The sequence below is a fragment of the Stieleria tagensis genome, assembly GCF_024129865.1.
In the GTDB taxonomy this organism is placed as follows: Bacteria; Planctomycetota; Planctomycetia; order Pirellulales; family Pirellulaceae; genus Stieleria; species Stieleria tagensis.
The window spans coordinates 1-16709 of the sequence record NZ_JAMYFE010000111.1 but is presented as its reverse complement, the minus strand read 5'-3'; the positions used below and the strand labels follow the sequence as shown (position 1 = coordinate 16709).

Here is a 16709-nt window from a genome sequence, read left to right as displayed (position 1 = left end):
CGGGTCTGGTTGTGATAAAAACGCAACTTCAATACGCCCAGGGTGGGCGATTCAAACGAGGTGACCTGTCATGGTTTCTTCCTAGCCGACTGATCCGTTTCTCCCCAAAATCTTTATCGCGATGCAAAAACTCATTCGTCCCTGTTTAGCTGCTCGCCCAGACTGGTCGGTAGATCCACGATCCCTCGGTGCGTTTCGGGCGAGGAATTTAACATCTCTGGTAATCGCGGTCGTCGCATTCTGGACGGCGTTGGGGCTGGGGATAACGGAGATCCACGCGGAATCGATGGCATCACCGAATGTCATTGTGATCATGACGGATGATCAAGGTTATGGCGAGTTTTCCTGCCATGGCAATCCCGTGGTGGAAACACCACATATAGATCGATTGGCAGCAGGATCGGTTCGCTTGACAGACTTTCATGTTGCGCCGATGTGCACACCGACACGGGGGCAGTTGATGACGGGATTGGACGCGTTCCGCAACGGCGCGGTGAATGTGAGCAGCGGGCGGACGTTGATGCGCCCCGAACTGAAAACCATTGCCGATGTGTTTCGCTCGGCAGGCTATCGCACAGGCATTTTTGGCAAATGGCATTTGGGCGACAATTATCCGTTTCGTCCGGAAGATCGTGGGTTTGACGAAGCCGTTTGGTTTCGCTCGTCACATATCAACAGCACACCCGATCACTGGGACAACGACTACTTCGACGACACTTACATTCACAACGGCCAGCCGGAACGATACAGCGGTTACTGCACCGACGTGTTTTTCAACCAGGCGTCACAGTGGATCGGTAGCGAAGATTCTGACAAGCCGTTTTTTGCCTACATCGCTTTGAACGCGGCACATTGGCCCTGGTTCGTTCCAGACCACTACCGGCAGCCGATTCGTGATTCACTGGCCAATCATCCTGAGATCACCAAGAAGCTCAATGCGAACCAGATTGAATCATTGGTCAGTTTTTTGGCGATGGGAACGAGCATCGATGACAACGTTGGCAAACTAGACTCGTTCTTGACAGACCATGCGTTGTTGGACAACACCATCGTCGTGTTTCTGACGGACAACGGCAGCACAATGGGCAAGGACTATTTCAATGCCGGTATGCGTGGTAGCAAGACACAGCTTTGGGAAGGCGGGCATCGGGTTCCCTGTTTCGTGCGTTGGCCTGCGGGCAACTTGGCTATGGGGGAAATCGATGAGTTGAGCCAGGTCCAGGATTTGTTGCCAACCCTTGCCGAACTGGCGGGGATTACAAACGTTCCAGCCCACTTAGATGGTCAGAGTTTGGCGGCGATCATGCGCGGCCAGCCTTCCACCCTTGGCGATCGGAAATTGGTGATCAACTACAGCCGGATGCCGCAGTTCAAAGTCGAGTACACCGACCAAAACCCCTCGGTTCCACATCGTGACGGTGCTGGCGTGCTGTGGAAAAATTGGCGATTGTTGGAGAATCGCGAACTGTACGATGTCGCTGCGGACCCTCACCAAGATCACGATGTCGCGGCGGACAACCCCGATGTGGTCCGCGAGCTGAGCACGCATTTAGACGATTGGTGGAACGGTGTGAAACGGGACGCTCTGGCAGTCCAGCGTGTCGTTATTGGTAGCGACGCGGAGAATCCCGCGATGTTGACAGCTTGCGAATGGTTGGATGTCTTCGTCGACCAGCAAATCCAAATTCGACGCGGTGTTCAAAAAAATGGGGTCTGGCATCTGAGCGTGGCCCAGGCCGGTACCTACGATGTCGAACTGCGTCGTTGGCCACGAGAAAGCAAACTGCGATTGGATCAAGGTTGTCGCCGAACCGTAGTGACCGACGGCGTCTTCGTTCCCGGCAAGGTATTGCCGATCACCCAAGGCCGCATCCGTCTCGGAAAGCATACCTTTCCTATTCAACCGGCTGCCGAAGATGGTCTGTCGATCCAATTCACAGCAGATTTACTGGCGGGGGAAACAGAACTGGAAACGTGGATGTTAGATGACGCCGGCCAGGAAATCTGTGGCGCCTACTATGTCTATGTAAAACGCCGATAGGCAGTCAGCTAAAATCTGCACTGCCCATGGCGGCCTGTTTTTGTGGGGCCAGCAACCGATTGATTGACAGTCGATTGATCACGATTTAGGATGATCCCGATTGTTTGCCCACCTGCCGTGTATTCACACGAAGACTCCCGCCAGCCGATGCATCCGTTTTCGTACCGCAACGACTATCGTTCGCTCTTGCAGAAGCTGGTGTTCGTCTTGCTTTTGTGGCCGGTACCGATTCCCGTCGGTCATTGCCACGACGTGGCAGCTGAATCGGTCCTTCAGGTGGAGGAACTTTCACGGCATCTTGTTTGGCATCACGGCGGACCGGCCAATGCTGGGAACTGGCCCCAAGATTGGCATGTTCACTGGTTACTGCCGGCGCAAGCGTTCGCATCGATCGGCGGTGATCCATCGGATTGTGAGGTGGAGTGTTTGCCAGCGAGTCAATTCTCGGCAGCGAATGATTTAGACGTCGCAGTTTTGCCCACACTGGGCCTGTTTTCTGTTGCCTTGCATTCAGTGCATTACGGTGCCAGCGATCCGCGAACGCTGTCTTTCCAAACGGTGCGATTGCTGACCAGTCGCCTCTCTTTGCCCGAACTCTCGGGTGTCATTCGTTGTTAACGGATGCGTCATAGCCATTGCTGTTTGTGACCATCACTCGGGTAGCTGTCTGCGCGCTCGGTGGTTGATGGTTCTCTTTGTCTCTCGCTGCGCTAATGACATTCCTACCGAAACAATGAACCGAACCGAACCGGCGCCTTCCAATCGCGTGCGCACCCCGATCGTCCTTGGGAGCTGCTTCTTGCTAGCCCTGTCGATATCAATTTGTCTGATGGCCTTTCGCTGGCAAACGGCACACTCCGAAACGACTGTGCCCGTCGATCCGAACTCCGATGTAGCGATGCAAAAGACAACTTTGGAGGACGACCGACAAAAATCAAGTGTTTCGACCATTCACGCGTCAGATGCTGAATCGTCGGAGACACGGCTGACGCTTGCTCCCGAACAATGGCAAGCATCGGGGATTGAAATTGAAGCCGTGAACAGCGGTCCGTTCCAGAAACGATTTCAATTGACCGGCAAGATATCGTTGAATCAGGATCGTTTGGCCCACATTTATTCGATGGTCGAAGGGACCGTCGATAGCGTTTCGGTCAGTTTGGGACAGCGTGTCAAGACGGATGATTTGCTGGCTGTCGTGCATAGCCGAGAAGTCGGTGCGGCGAAGTTGGAACTTTACCAAGCTCGATTGCAGTTGGAACTGGCAAAAACCAAGGATCGTTTGCAATCCGAGATCGCCAAGAATGCCAACCAACTGATCGAATCGCTGCGACAGGGAGCAGATATCAAACAGATAGAGCGCGAGTTTCGAAATCGTCCCATGGGGGATTTTCGCGAGCGAGCCCTGGCGTCCTATTCGAATCTGTTGAAATCAGAAGCCGATGTGGACCGGCTAAGAAGCGTCGCAGAGTCGGGGGCTGTATCGGGCAAGCAGCTACTTGCGGCAACCGCCAACCGGAATGCAGATCAAGCCACCGTTCAGTCTCGAATAGAACAGATTCAGTACGAACTCAATACATCCACTCTGCTGACGTCCCAGGCGGTGAAGGTCGCTCAAGCAAAGACACTTGTGGCGGCGACCAGTTTAAAGATTCTGAACGTTGACCAAAACGACATCGACACGATTGATCCCGCCGGCCAGGGGGAATCCATTTCACACTATGCGATCCGCGCCCCGTTTGACGGCACGGTGTTGACAAAGGACGTCGTTCTACGCGAACAGGTGCGTCCGGATGTCATGCTGCTAAGTATTGCAGATCTTTCGACCGTCTGGGTCACGGCCAACATCTATGAAGAACACCTACCACTACTTGATTCGTTGAAAGAGCAAACCGTGCTGGTGCGAAATGCCGCGTTGCCGGATCGGGTATTCCAGGCGCGAGTGTTTTATACCGGCGAGATCATGGACGAAACGACTCGGACGATCTCCTTGCGAGCGATCGCGGACAACGCAGATCGTGCGTTGAAACCGGGCATGTTTGTGACCATCGAGTTCCCAAGTGCTCATCCGACTGACGTGGTTCAAGTGCCATTGTCGGCCGTGCACGAACACGACGGAAAACAATTCGTCTTTGTTCATGATCAGGATGGACAATTCACGCGCCGCGATGTGGTGTTGGGACCGGCCAACCAATCCAGCGTGGTCGTGATGCAAGGAGTTCAAGCCGGACAATCCGTGGTCGTGCACGGTGGGTTCATTTTGAAATCTCAGCTGCTCGCCGAACTGATGGGAGACGAATAAACATGGTCAACCATCTGATTGATTGGTCGCTGAACAATCGCTTCATCGTCATCCTGCTTTCGATTGCCATTCTGGGCATGGGCTGCTTTGCGGCAATCACGATCCCACTGGACGCAGTCCCCGATTTAACGAACGTCCAGGTTCAAGTGCTCACCAACTCGCCGGCGTTGGGCCCCGTTGAGGTCGAGCAATTCATCACGTTTCCGATCGAGAACGCGATGAGCGGGATTCCGGGGGTCGATGAAATCCGTTCGATCAGCCGATTTGGTCTGTCCGCAGTGACCGTGGCGTTCGAAGACGGGACGGATATCTATTGGGCGCGAAATCTGATCAACGAACGTTTGCAAAAGGCTCGTGAGGACATTCCGCCGGGAATGGGAACTCCCGAATTGGGACCGATCGCGACTGGAATGAGCGAGATCTATCAGTTCGAGGTTCGTGGCGACCCTGGTGCAGGACATTCACTAACCGAGTTGCGTACGATACTGGATTGGCAAATTGCGTTCCAGTTACGCAGCGTCCCGGGCGTGATCGAGGTCAATACGTTTGGTGGTGCATTGAAAACGTATGAAGTACAGATCGATCCGATTAAGTTGCAAAACTACGATATCTCGCTGACCGAGGTGATCGACGCGCTTGAGAAAAACAATGGGAACGCTGGTGGAGGCTACATCGCACATCATGCCGAACAGCGATTGATTCGCGGCGAAGGTTTGGTCACGTCGTTGGACGATATCCGTAGCATCATTTTGGAAAGTCGTGAGGGCACGCCGATCCGCATTGATGACATCGCCAACGTTGACTTTGCGCCCATGCTTCGGCAAGGCGCAGTGACTCGGGATGGAAATCGCGAGGCCGTTGTCGGAATGGTGATGATGTTGATGGGGGGAAACTCCCGCCAAGTCGTTGCAGATGTGAAGCAAAAGATCGCGGAGATTCAAAAGACATTGCCGGCCGGTGTTTCCATTGACACGTTCTATGACAGAACGGAATTGGTGAACAAAACGATTCACACTGTGGGTGAAAACATCGGGTTGGGTGTGATTTTGGTGATCTTGACGTTGTTTATTCTGCTCGGCGATGTTCGCGCAGGCTTGATCGTTGCGGCTGCGATTCCGCTATCGGCGATGAGCGCTCTGATTGCCATGCGGTATGCCGGCGTGTCGGCCAATTTGATGAGTCTTGGGGCCGTCGATTTTGGCGTGATTGTCGACGGAGCGGTTGTGATGGTTGAAAACTGTGTCCGCCGCGCCAACCGCTACCAGCGGGAACACGATGGTGCGCGGGTTCCCGACGCGGTTTTCCGTGAATCTGCGAAGGAGGTCGGGAAACCGATTTTGTTTGCCGGCATCATCGTGATCATTGTCTTTTTGCCAATCCTAAGTCTGCAGGGCATGGAGGGCAAAATGTTTCGTCCGATGGCGTTTACCTTCATGACGGCGCTCTCATCGGCGCTGATTCTTTCGGTCACCGTGATGCCTGTGATGGCGTCATTGTTTTTGGCGCGAAAGGTCAAGGCGCAAGAAACGTTCTTGGTGCGCTGGATCAAACAAGCCTATCGTCCGATGCTGGAGTTCTCGATGAAGAACCCGTTGGCAATGTTTTCCGGTGCGCTGGCTGCGTTTGCCATCAGTGTTGTTCTTGCGGCTGGATTCGGAGTCGAGTTTGTTCCCAAACTGGACGAGGGGGATTTGGCCATTCAGGCCACTCGATTGCCCAGCGTTTCGTTGGAAACATCGATTGAAATGACTCAAGCCATGGAGCGAACGCTGCTGAAATTTCCGCAGGTCGAAACGGTGGTGTCAAAAACAGGCCGTCCCGAAATCGCCAACGACCCGATGGGCGTCTATCAAACCGACATGTTGATTCGGTTAAAGCCGACGACAGAATGGCCGCAGGGAGTGTCAAAGCCGCAACTGGTTCAAGAGATGCAAACGGCCCTAACGCGGGATGTCCCCGGAAATTCGTATAGCTTCACACAGCCGATTGAACTACGTGTTCAAGAACTCGTGGCCGGAGTGCGCTCGGATATCGGGCTTAGCTTGTATGGTGACGATTTGGATTTGTTGAAGGCGAAAGGCGATGAATTGGTACGGGCACTCGATCAAGTGCCTGGCGCGGCCGATGTCCAGGCACAGCAGATCGCCGGGCTATCGTACTTGCGTGTGAAAGTGCGCCGCGAAGATCTCGCACGCTATGGAATCAACACCCGCGATGTTTTGGACGCCATCAGTACGGTAGGCGGGATGCCGGTCGGTCAAGTGTTTGAAGGCCAACGTCGATTTCCGTTGCAAATTCGATTGCAGCCACAGTCACGCGAAACGACCGATCAGTTGATCAACTTGAAGATCGATGATTCTCAGGGGAGACCCATTCCGATCTCCCAGTTGGCCGACATTATCACCGAAGACGGCCCGGTCGAGATCAGTCGCGATGCCGTGCGGCGGCGATTGCTAGTCCAGTGCAACGTACGCGGCCGAGATTTGGCAGGGTTTGTTGCTGAAGCCCAGCGAGTTGTGGAACGAGACGTTCAATTGCCAGCGGGTTACATGTTACGGTGGGGAGGACAATTTGAGAATTTGCAACAGGCAACACGCCGACTTTCGATCGCGGTTCCGGTTGCCTTGTTCCTGATTTTTGCGTTGCTCTATATGACGTTCAATTCCGTCAAGCTGGCTATGCTAATCTATTTGAACGTACCTATCGCAGCGACAGGCGGTGTGTTGGCATTGTGGTTTCGCGACATGCCTTTTTCAATTTCAGCCGGCGTCGGCTTCATCGCATTGTTTGGGATCGCGGTGATGAACGGCGTCGTGTTGATCGAGCACGTAAGGCACCTGCGACATTCGGGCGAATCACAGCGAAAGGCGGTTGTCGGCGGGGCGATGGACCGATTGCGACCGGTATTGATGACCGCGTCCTGTGGCGCGCTGGGGTTCATCCCGATGGCACTCTCAGGTAGCTCTGGCGCCGAAGTCCAGCGGCCACTGGCGACCGTTGTGATCGGCGGGCTGATCACGTCAACGGTGCTGACACTGCTGGTGCTGCCGACGATCTATCGTTGGTTCGAACCGCCAGAGGAATCGATTCCAGAGGTCTAAGTCCAAGCGCATTCAAACCCGGATTTCAAAGTGGCGACGATCATTGTTGGCTGAACGTGAGTCCGCGCAGACTGTCGTCGCCGCTTTCATCGATCACGGGATTGAGTGCACCGGTCAAGACAAAGCCGTCGACGCGGGCACGTGCCTGGGCCAACTGGGATTGGGATTGAATGTATTTCAAGTTGGTATCGAAATAGGTGCGCCGCGCGACCAGGACTTGGACAAAACTGGTTTCACCGGCTTTGTAGGCAATTTCTGCAAGCTTCAGTCCCTGGTCTGCATTGGGCAGAATATTGTTGGCATATTGATTGACGGCAGCCAGTGAAGCATCGTATTGACGTGACACGACGGCCAAACGCGATTTGATCGAATTTTCAATTCGCTGGACCTCTTTGCAGGCACGCATTTGTTCGCCACGTGCCGCCGCAATGTTGCCTTGGTTTTTGTTGAACACCGGGATCGGCGCGCCCACTTGGACGTTCATGAATCCAGAATTGGTTCCATTGTCATTGCCGGCAGACAACTGCAGTTCCAAGTTTGGAACCGCTTGTACGTTATGGCGGGCAAGAATTGCATTCGCCTGGCTGACTCGCGTTTGTGCGGCTTGATATTCAGGGCTGGATACGATCATCGTGGACGCCAGCGCTGACCAGTCTTGCGATTCTGCAGAATCGGGTAACTGGCCGACTAGCGCGACCGGGATCATCTCGGGACTGCCCGCGAGTGCGGCCAGTTCACGCCAAGCCGCGTGGTAGTTGACTTCGGCTTGCTGTAGCGCAAGGTCGATTTCGTTCTTTTGCACCTTGGCTTGCACGACTTCTAATTGTGATCCTTCACTGGCGTCCTTGCGCAATTGAGCGATCTCCAGGCCCTGATCCGCGACAGACTGAAAATCATGGATCACCTGCATGCGCCGCTGTGCTGCCAAGGCATCATAGAATTTGACGCGAATGTCGGTTGAAACACGGTATTTTTGGGCATCTAGTTCCAATAGTTGCGCACGGAGTGCTTCGTTAAGCACCCGTCGATTGAGCTCACGTTTGTCGGCCGTGATGATTGTCTGTGAGATGAACAGTGAATGTTGATCCGTGCCCTCGTCCGCCAGTTGTTGGCCTTGATAGCCGATCGTCGGATTCGCCCTCAGTCCGACCTGCGTGCGAAATCCGGCTGCCTTTTGAGTCGTTGCAACCAATTGTTGGATGGTTGGATTATTGGCCAATGCGATTGACTCGATCCCTTCCAATGTCAAACCGTCAGTGACATCGGGCTGATCGGTGACCGTGTTGTTAGGCCGAGAGGCCAAGCGAACGGGTTCCAGCGAAAACGGTTGGCGGACGGCGGTCCCGCTCAAATCACTGGGCGAAATCTGTTCTAGTTCATCGGTGAAACCCGCCGGTAACACTGCGGGATCGGTTCCGTCGTCGGCTGGCGCAGGCGATACCGGAGCGACCTCTTGGACGGTGTCATAGCGTTCCAGGTCCTGGCTGCCCGCGGTTTTGCTGCCAAGTGACTGGCAACCGCTCAATCCCACGGTTGCAGTCAATCCGAGTGCCGTTATCAGCCACAAGCGTTTCGCCAGACGATTGGAAGTTTCCGTTTGTCCGCTTTCGGTCATCATCGATGCTTCCCTGTAATTTGAGACCAACCCGCTTTATCCTTCGGTTCATCACCGAGTGGAATTCATGCAGGATCGGTACAATCCAACGCCAGATGCGAGGACCAGGGAGCAAACGTATCGATTGTGACGGTTGATCGGGGGGCGACCACTATTCTGGGCGTTGAACTTTCACCATCCAACCCGTACGCCCATTGAATGGAGAAAACCCCCAACGCTGATAAAACGGCTCAAGATTTGGTTCACAAGCGAGGTAAATCGCAGCAACCCTTCTGAGTTTGGGGTGATCGGTGAGTGCGTCGATCAATCGTTTTCCAAGGCCACGGCCTTGGTGTTGATCGTCGACCATCACATCAAAAATAGTGGCACGAAACACAAAATCCGTCAGCACACGACAAAACCCAGCGAGGTCGCCGGTCTGTTCATCAATCACAGCGAGGATCAAACTGGTGTGCTCGAGCATGATTCGAATGTCATCAAGTGATCGCTGTTTGCCCCACCATTGTTGCGTAGTCAGTTGATGTAATTGTTGGATCTGCGATGAACTTAAAGATTCGACAATGACAAAGGGTTTGGATTCGTTCACCAAGACGTCCCATCAGAATCAAGGAATTTGTGCGGTGACCGGGATTTCACCACGAATGAGTTTTCCACCCTGTCCGGTCAATTTCAGGTAGTGATCACTCGGGAGCCCTTCGAGGGTCAGGAAGTTCGCGCCATCACCGACGGGCGGATCGTCGCTGCATTTGAAAATCGCAGTCGCTTCGTCGACCTCGTCGAACATCGCCACATAGATCATCTTGCAACCGGCTTGTTTGGCTCCGACCATTTGAGACCACAGAAATTTGCCACCCAGCCGTGGGATGGCATTCAGTTTGTCGCCATGCAAATTGTGCCAACTAAAACCGGGAAAGACGACCGGCAAAAAATCCAACCCCGCGTCGGCGCACCACTTGGCATCCCGTTGCCAAACCGTTTCGGCATGGCGCTGTGCTTGGGTGGGAGTTTGGTAGCGGCCGACAGACCAGGGGCTGATGACATCGGCCTGTTTGATGATCGCATGTAGTTTGGGGTCGTCGACAGCGTCGCGAGTTCCGTCGCGCCAATACGAGGGAACACCCAACATCACGCTACAGCCATTGGATTTCAGCCAGTTGACTAGCTGCAAACATTCGTCAATTGAATAATCACGCTTGTCACTGAATCCCACGCCCCAGACGGCGACGAGCGGTTTCCCATTGTGGTGCAAATAGGTCGAATCGCTGGTCACTTTTTGTTCCTCACGCAAGCGACTCCAGTCATCGCGCACACGAGACACTTCACCTGCCCGAAGCCCTGACAAATCGTACATCACCGCATAAGTCCGACCTGCCAGTTCCGCGGCTTCGCGCACATGCGATAGAACCGTGTCTTTGTGTTGCAATGTACGGCCTGGGAGAACTCCGTTTGCAAATCGCTGCAAAAATGCACCGTCAATTCCATAGTCCTGCATCCAGCGGAAGTGGCGCAGCACCGTTTTTCGATTGCCACTACTGAACACCTCTGCCGCCTGACCGTTGGCCAATTTAAATTCGGTCGGATAACGTTCATCAGATTCTAATTCCGACATATCGGGCCATAAGTCGACCGTGACGTTTCCGGGACCAAACGGTTTTCTGGAGTTTCGTGCCCAGTGTGTCCAACCGAGTTCCGCGCCATCGCTGGGACAATTGAACCAGCCCTGGTAGCCGACCATGACTTTTCCATTCATCGTGCTGGAATCAACGGTGCTGGAATCGCCCCTTGAATCACCGTCGTCTGCTTGCGCGGTGCCGATCAAGGTGACAATGCCGACGATCTGCATGGCAATGGTGAAAAACCGTCGTGTCGAATGAATCATCATCTGCTTCAACTCTAGTGGACGGCTTTCGATCGCCGCTGGTTGTTAGGTGTCTGCCGGTTATTATTGGGGACTTCTATGAACCGGCAACGTCTACTTTCAAATTGCTGAAACGAGCGTGTGTATTGACCACGCGCAGTCCGATGGTCCCGCTGGTGTAAGTTGAATCCGTCGTCGAAACTCGTTCAAGTTGATTGTGCGTGACGACTATTCTGTTTCCCTTGACCAGCACGTCCAACCGCTGTGGTTTTGTCACATCAATTTCGGTCGGTGCGCGGGCGATTTCCGACCAGTTGCTGCCGTCTGTTTTCCCCACGATGACCAACCCGGTCCGTGGAATCAGTCCCGCAAAATAGCCTCGCTGGGCGTCGAAGCCGACTGCAGCGGCACTGCAGCGCAGCAGCAACCCGGCGTCACGCGCCGAGGAGTCGCCGAAAAAATCAATGGTTACACCGACTCGGAAATCTTTCGGGCAATCCGCATCGAGCACCACTTTTTCGCCGCTGAGGTAATCGTTGATCGGGGCATCGGGAACGACTCCGATTTCCAATCCCGATTCGTCGTGGTGGAATCGTTGATGGTGACCATAGTAAGACCACTGTGGCGAAGGGGGCGAATCGCTTTGCAGCAGTGACAGGGGCATTTTGGCGGGTTCAATCTGTTCGCCTGAGGGGCGGTCTAGGATTTCACCCGCATCGGTGGGTTTCCCCAAAAGCGGAAACCCTCGTTTGCCAACGTTCATCGGTTGGACATGGATAGACCGTCGCCAACCTGGGTTGCGATCACGCTTGGCATGAAAAACGTGCCACCACTGTTTGCGATCCGGTGAGCGAACAAAGCATGAATGCCCGACGCCATAGACCGATGCTGTACCAGCGAAAACCGGTTTGTCACGTTTCTTCCATGCATTTGGGTCCAGCGGATCGTCACCAACCAGTTCTAACAAACCCAATTTGTAGGTGGGCAACCAGGAAGCGCCGCAGGAATAGACGAGCCTGGTTTTGCCTTTGGCCTGAAACACTTCCGGAGCTTCATTTAGGCCCCGCTGCGATGAATCGGGTTCGACGCGTTCCCATAGATAGTCATCATTATCGCACAGTCGCACACGCGGGCCAGCCAATTCAGTCGGCGACTTCATCGGCGCGATGTACAAGTACTGTTGGTCCGTCCCGGGTGCGTCCCAGCCAGACCAAATCGCATAGCGTTGGCCATTGTGATCGAGCACCGTCATGTCGATGGCCCATAAATTCGGTGACCTTCCATCCTGTCCTTCACCCGTTGCCAGTGGACCGGACAATTCATATTCGCCTAGCGGGTCACGCGTTTTGGACGTCAGCACATAGGTCAAGTGGTTTTCGTTCTTGCCGTCGGACGCGGCAAAATAGATGTGCCAACGATCGTCCAAAAAATGCAATTCAGGGGCCCAGATTTCTTTTGAATAAGGGCCCGTCTCCGGAGCCGACCAAACCACGTGTGGCTGCCCGAGCGAAGTCAGATCGTCGCTGGAATTGATCGAGATGGCACGATTGCCGACTGACATACACCACAAATAACGTGGTTGATTCGGATCTCGGATCACCCAGGGATCAGCGCCCTCGCCGATCGGGTTGGTGAATTGGTCGGGGGCAATGGAACCGACTGTCTGCTCGTCGATCCAAGCGGGATCGCCCGCATCGACTGGCATGTTAGCGTTCCAATCTGAAACGGCTTGTTGCAATTGCCCAACGATCGCAGGCTGTTGTTCGACCAGATTATTTGATTCCGACTGATCCTGGTCCAAATCATACAGTTGAGCATCTGAACCGTCGTAGTTGACCAGATACTTCCATTTGCCGGATCGGACAGCCAAGTCCGGATTGTCTTGTTGTGCGGTGCCGGGGCGATCCGGTGGTCGTCGCCAAAAAATGGGTTCGCTACGACTCAGTTTGTCCTGACCCAACAGGGTCGACGCCAGGTCCTCGCCGTCAAGTTTTGTGTTTTCGGGCAAGTCGGTATTCGTGATTGAATACAGCGAACGGTTGACATCCAGCGCGCACAGGATGGAATCATTGTTGGTGGTGCCCGCGGTGGATTCCGGCAGTAAACCAGGACCCCAGACGATCAAGGGCGAGCGAATTCCGCCTTCGTACATCCAGGTTTTTGCACCGCGCAGTGGGGCCGACGCTCCCGCGCCCTCTTCGTGCCCATTGTCTGACATCACCAGGATCAGAGTGTTGCGTTTGAGTTGGGGGTCGTTGGCGATACGGTCAAACAACTTGCCCAGTTGCTGGTCCATGGCATCCAACACCGCATAATAGAGTTCTCGTTTACTTTGATCGGTTTCCTCGCGAAGAACCTGGGGAGGAAAAAAGGGTGAGTGCACATCGTCCGGCCAGAGATTGACGAAAAAGGGTTTCCCGTCACTTTCGGCCTTGTCGATGAACGCCACCGCTTGGTCGACAAAAGCGGCCGTCACCACAGAACGATCGGCCCATGTGATCGGCCCGCGACCAAGGTCCGCGGAACCGAGATCGTGCGGTTGCGGCGGCTTGCCGTCGTAGGCATCTTTTAGCGGTAATACCCGGGGCCCCAGGCCTTCAAAGTTCGTCAAACTTTCGTCGAATCCGTATTCGTTGATCAACGGAGCCTCGCCGACATCACGTTGCCCACCCATGTGCCATTTGCCAAAGTGCCCGGTCGCGTAACCGGATTTCTGAAGTTGGCGGGCCAACATCGGGGCGGACGGATCCAGCCACTGGGCCATGCCACGCGAACGATTCAGTTTACGCGCGGCCAGGTAGGAACTGATGCGCCAGCGATGTGGGTACTGGCCCGTTGACAATGCCACGCGAGAGGGTGAACAGATCGGCGAGTTCACGTAGAAGTTGGTGAACCGAATGCCTTGGGCAGCCAGTCGATCAATGTTTTCCGTTTCGACTCGTTCGCCGTTGAAACAGGACAGGTCGGACCACCCCATGTCGTCGATGAAGACGGTGACGATGTTCGGTGGAGCCGCCGGCAACGTCAACATCGGAAGATAGGTCAACGCTGCAAACAAAATCAGTCGAATCGGAGAGATCATTGGGGGACACACAATCCGTGAGAACATGAAACTGCCAATCGGGTCGAGTGGTGCGTTCAAATCTGAATTTCGGGTCGACAATTCGTGGCGCACGCTGCCAGCTTGCGATTCACCCGGAGTGGTGATGGCAAGCCGGACGTTTACCCCACTTTTAAATATTGACGCACCACGAGGTGGCAACCTGCGTATCTTAACAGGTTTGCTGGCAACACAACCGCAGCCTTGGCCAGCAGAAGTGGCAGCTTTTCACTCGGCGGTCACGCAGCCTGGAAATTGAGCTAAACCTTGCCGGGGGAAGTTGCTACTCTCGGCGCGGTTTTGCAGCTACCTCACCTACCGGGCCCAATCTGAAAGTGGACTCAGGTCAATCATTAGATGGAGATTCCAGGGATGGGACACCCTTTTTCAACTGACGCGCAACTCAATTCGATCAAGAAAGTGCTTCATGCAGTTGCCCAGCCTCTCGACATGAATGTATCGGTGCGTTTGTGGAACGGTGAACAGGTGCCGCTTGGGACGCAAGTCGACGGACGCTACACGATCGGTGTTTCGGGTCCCGGTGTCATTGGATCGCTGCTGCGGCGCCCAAGTCTGGAAACTTTGGTGCGGTTGTACGCGACCGGTCATGTCACGCTTGAAGGCGGTGATTTGATGGAATTCACCGAGGCGTTGCGGACCGATAAATCAAATCGTCGTCGCATGAAAGAGATCAGCAAAACGATGCTGGTCAAACAAACGTTGCCGTTCCTGTTTGCCAAAACACAAGTCGCTGATTTGGGGCATGCGTTTGAAAACCACTTGGCCGCAAAGCCGGGCGGTGGCCGCGATATGATCGGTCGAAAAGAGGGCAAGCGAGACAACACCGATTACATTCGATTCCACTACGATGTTGGCAATGATTTTTACAAGCTGTTTCTCGGCAGCGAGATGCAGTACACCTGCGCCTACTTCACCGATTGGAACAACTCGCTGGACCAAGCCCAACGCGACAAGATGGAAATGATTTGTCGCAAATTAAGGCTGCAGCCGGGTGACCGGATGTTGGACATCGGTTGCGGTTGGGGTGGATTGATCTGTTATGCCGCACAAAATTTTGGCGTCAAATCACACGGAATCACGTTGTCCCAAGAGCAACACGATTTCGCCAAGGCCCGGATTGCAGAACTCGGTTTGACCGACCAGGTGAGTGTGGAGATCTGTGACTATGCGGATCACCAAGGATCCTATGACAAGATTTCCAGCATCGGGATGTCCGAACACATTGGTATCGCAAACTACCCCCGCTATTTTGGGAAAATCAATTCAATGTTGCGGGATCGTGGCATTGTTTTGAATCACGCCATCGCACGTCGTGCAAAAAACTCAAAACGCTCGGCCACACGGATCCGTCCCGAACGCAAATTCATCTTGAAGTACATTTTTCCCGGATCGGAATTGACCCCGGTTGGGATGACCACTGACTTCCTGGAAAAATCAGGATTCGAAGTTCACGATGTGGAATCATGGCGTGAACACTATGCACTGACGTTGAAGTATTGGTGCAAGAATCTTGCCGCCAACAAAGACGAAGCGATCCGACTGGTTGGTTTGGAACGCTATCGATTGTGGGCAGCATACATGGCCGGTGGTTCGGCAGGTTTTTCAGCCGGATCGATCAAGATTTTCCAAGTCGTCGCGACGAAGCGTGCCGGCAAGGGGTTGTCGGGCATGCCGCCAACCCGTGAAGACCTGTATCGTGCCGCTTGAGATTGCTTAACGGCACTGGTGTTTTCTCACGCTGCCAATCACGTGATCTGGCGGATGACACGTGCTGGATTACCGACCGCCAGTACGCCTGGCGGAATGTTTTTCGTGACCACACTGCCCGCACCGATGACAGTGCGGGGGCCAATGGTCACACCGGGGCATATGATGGCTCGTCCGCCAATCCAGCAATCATTGCCGATGTGAACCTCACGTCCAAATTCTTGGTCGCGACGTAATTCGGATTCCAGCGGGTGCGTCGCGGTGTAGATATGGACGCCGGGGCCGAAAAAGACAAAGTCACCGACATGAACAGCACAGACGTCTAAGATCACACAGTCAAAATTGAAGTAGACGTTTTCACCCAGATAGATGTTGCTGCCGTAGTCGCAGCGGAAGGGTGTTTCCAAGGTCAGGTTTGCGCCAACCGATCCCAGTAACGTGCTCAAGATTTGCTGTTGTGTTGCAGCGTCGTCGGGTGCAGTCTGATTCAAACGAAACAGTTTCTTTCGCGCTTGCAGACGAGCTTCGACAAGTGGGGGATCGAATGCATCATAGGGCTCGCCGGCGAGCATCTTGTTCAGTTCTGATTTCATCGGGATCTCGCTCGGTTAGTGGCGGTGCAGCTTAGCAATTCGCCATCGCATGGGGCAATGTTTTTTTGTAGCCCGACGCGTGAGCGAGGGATCCCGTCGACCGGCTAAATCCCTCGCTCACGCGCTTTGAAGTTGCGCTTATGCAATTCACTCTCCCGCTTGGAGGTCGTGCAGCTTCGCTCACGGCTCAACAAGGCGGGGGTTTTCAGGGTGAGGTTGAACAATCGCCTCACGTCTTGAGCTAGCACGAGCAGGCCTGTCTCCGCAGCGGCACGCCAGCGGCCGCAACCGTGGAAAACCATGTGGCGAAGTTTTTGACTCTGGTTGCGGTCTCATTACGCCAACGGCGTTCGACAGCCTAGCCTAGGGTCAGG

At 54.3% G+C, this 16709-nt stretch carries 10 protein-coding genes; 5 read left to right on the top strand and 5 right to left on the bottom strand.

Annotation, left to right across the window (positions count from 1 at the left end; genetic code table 11):
- Positions 1 to 286: 286 nt before the first annotated feature.
- The 4 genes from NHH03_RS23660 to NHH03_RS23645 all read left to right on the top strand — a co-directional run bounded on the left by NHH03_RS23660 (position 287) and on the right by NHH03_RS23645 (position 7441).
- Positions 287 to 2041 carry an arylsulfatase gene (locus NHH03_RS23660; RefSeq protein ID WP_253160380.1) on the top strand — a complete coding sequence of 585 codons (1755 nt, stop codon included), beginning with the start codon at positions 287 to 289 and terminating at the stop codon, positions 2039 to 2041.
- Between the two features lie 90 nt (positions 2042 to 2131).
- A complete protein-coding gene (locus NHH03_RS23655) occupies positions 2132 to 2659 on the top strand; it encodes a hypothetical protein (RefSeq protein WP_253160378.1) in 528 nt (175 codons plus the stop codon).
- Positions 2660 to 2939: 280 nt separating this feature from the next.
- Entirely contained in the window at positions 2940 to 4340 is a 1401-nt protein-coding gene (locus tag NHH03_RS23650; protein ID WP_253160375.1) for an efflux RND transporter periplasmic adaptor subunit, read from the top strand.
- A gap of 2 nt (positions 4341 to 4342) precedes the next feature.
- A complete protein-coding gene (locus tag NHH03_RS23645) occupies positions 4343 to 7441 on the top strand; it encodes an efflux RND transporter permease subunit (RefSeq protein WP_253160373.1) in 3099 nt (1032 codons plus the stop codon).
- Positions 7442 to 7481: 40 nt separating this feature from the next.
- On the opposite strand, the gene NHH03_RS23640 is transcribed toward NHH03_RS23645, so the two are convergent.
- The 4 genes from NHH03_RS23640 to NHH03_RS23625 form a co-directional block, all read right to left on the bottom strand.
- Positions 7482 to 9059: a TolC family protein gene (locus NHH03_RS23640; protein WP_253160371.1), complete on the bottom strand. Its 1578-nt coding sequence runs from the start codon at positions 9057 to 9059 to the stop codon at positions 7482 to 7484.
- A 148-nt stretch (positions 9060 to 9207) separates the two neighbouring features.
- Entirely contained in the window at positions 9208 to 9642 is a 435-nt protein-coding gene (locus NHH03_RS23635; protein ID WP_253160368.1) for a GNAT family N-acetyltransferase, read from the bottom strand.
- 18 nt (positions 9643 to 9660) lie between these two features.
- A complete protein-coding gene (locus NHH03_RS23630) occupies positions 9661 to 10938 on the bottom strand; it encodes a glycoside hydrolase family 71/99-like protein (RefSeq protein WP_253160366.1) in 1278 nt (425 codons plus the stop codon).
- A 73-nt stretch (positions 10939 to 11011) separates the two neighbouring features.
- On the bottom strand, positions 11012 to 13996 hold the full coding sequence (locus NHH03_RS23625; RefSeq protein WP_253160364.1) for a sulfatase-like hydrolase/transferase: 2985 nt from the start codon (positions 13994 to 13996) through the stop codon (positions 11012 to 11014).
- Between the two features lie 390 nt (positions 13997 to 14386).
- Between NHH03_RS23625 and NHH03_RS23620 the strand changes: the two genes are divergently transcribed.
- Complete coding sequence (locus NHH03_RS23620; protein ID WP_253160361.1) at positions 14387 to 15742, top strand: SAM-dependent methyltransferase; 1356 nt, start codon at positions 14387 to 14389, stop codon at positions 15740 to 15742.
- 38 nt (positions 15743 to 15780) lie between these two features.
- On the opposite strand, the gene NHH03_RS23615 is transcribed toward NHH03_RS23620, so the two are convergent.
- Positions 15781 to 16335, bottom strand: a complete 555-nt coding sequence (locus NHH03_RS23615) for a sugar O-acetyltransferase (RefSeq protein ID WP_253160358.1) — start codon at positions 16333 to 16335, stop codon at positions 15781 to 15783.
- Between the last annotated feature and the right edge of the window lie 374 nt (positions 16336 to 16709).

Excerpts from the sequence above, each read along its gene's own strand:
- NHH03_RS23620 (WP_253160361.1), top strand. The coding sequence starts at position 14,387 with ATGGGACACCCTTTTTCAACTGACGCGCAACTCAATTCGATCAAGAAA.
- NHH03_RS23650 (WP_253160375.1), top strand. The coding sequence starts at position 2,940 with ATGCAAAAGACAACTTTGGAGGACGACCGACAAAAATCAAGTGTTTCG.
- NHH03_RS23660 (WP_253160380.1), top strand. The coding sequence starts at position 287 with ATGGCATCACCGAATGTCATTGTGATCATGACGGATGATCAAGGTTAT.
- NHH03_RS23630 (WP_253160366.1), bottom strand. The coding sequence starts at position 10,938 with ATGATGATTCATTCGACACGACGGTTTTTCACCATTGCCATGCAGATC.
- NHH03_RS23645 (WP_253160373.1), top strand. The coding sequence starts at position 4,343 with ATGGTCAACCATCTGATTGATTGGTCGCTGAACAATCGCTTCATCGTC.
- NHH03_RS23655 (WP_253160378.1), top strand. The coding sequence starts at position 2,132 with ATGATCCCGATTGTTTGCCCACCTGCCGTGTATTCACACGAAGACTCC.
- NHH03_RS23615 (WP_253160358.1), bottom strand. The coding sequence starts at position 16,335 with ATGAAATCAGAACTGAACAAGATGCTCGCCGGCGAGCCCTATGATGCA.
- NHH03_RS23625 (WP_253160364.1), bottom strand. The coding sequence starts at position 13,996 with ATGATCTCTCCGATTCGACTGATTTTGTTTGCAGCGTTGACCTATCTT.
- NHH03_RS23640 (WP_253160371.1), bottom strand. The coding sequence starts at position 9,059 with ATGATGACCGAAAGCGGACAAACGGAAACTTCCAATCGTCTGGCGAAA.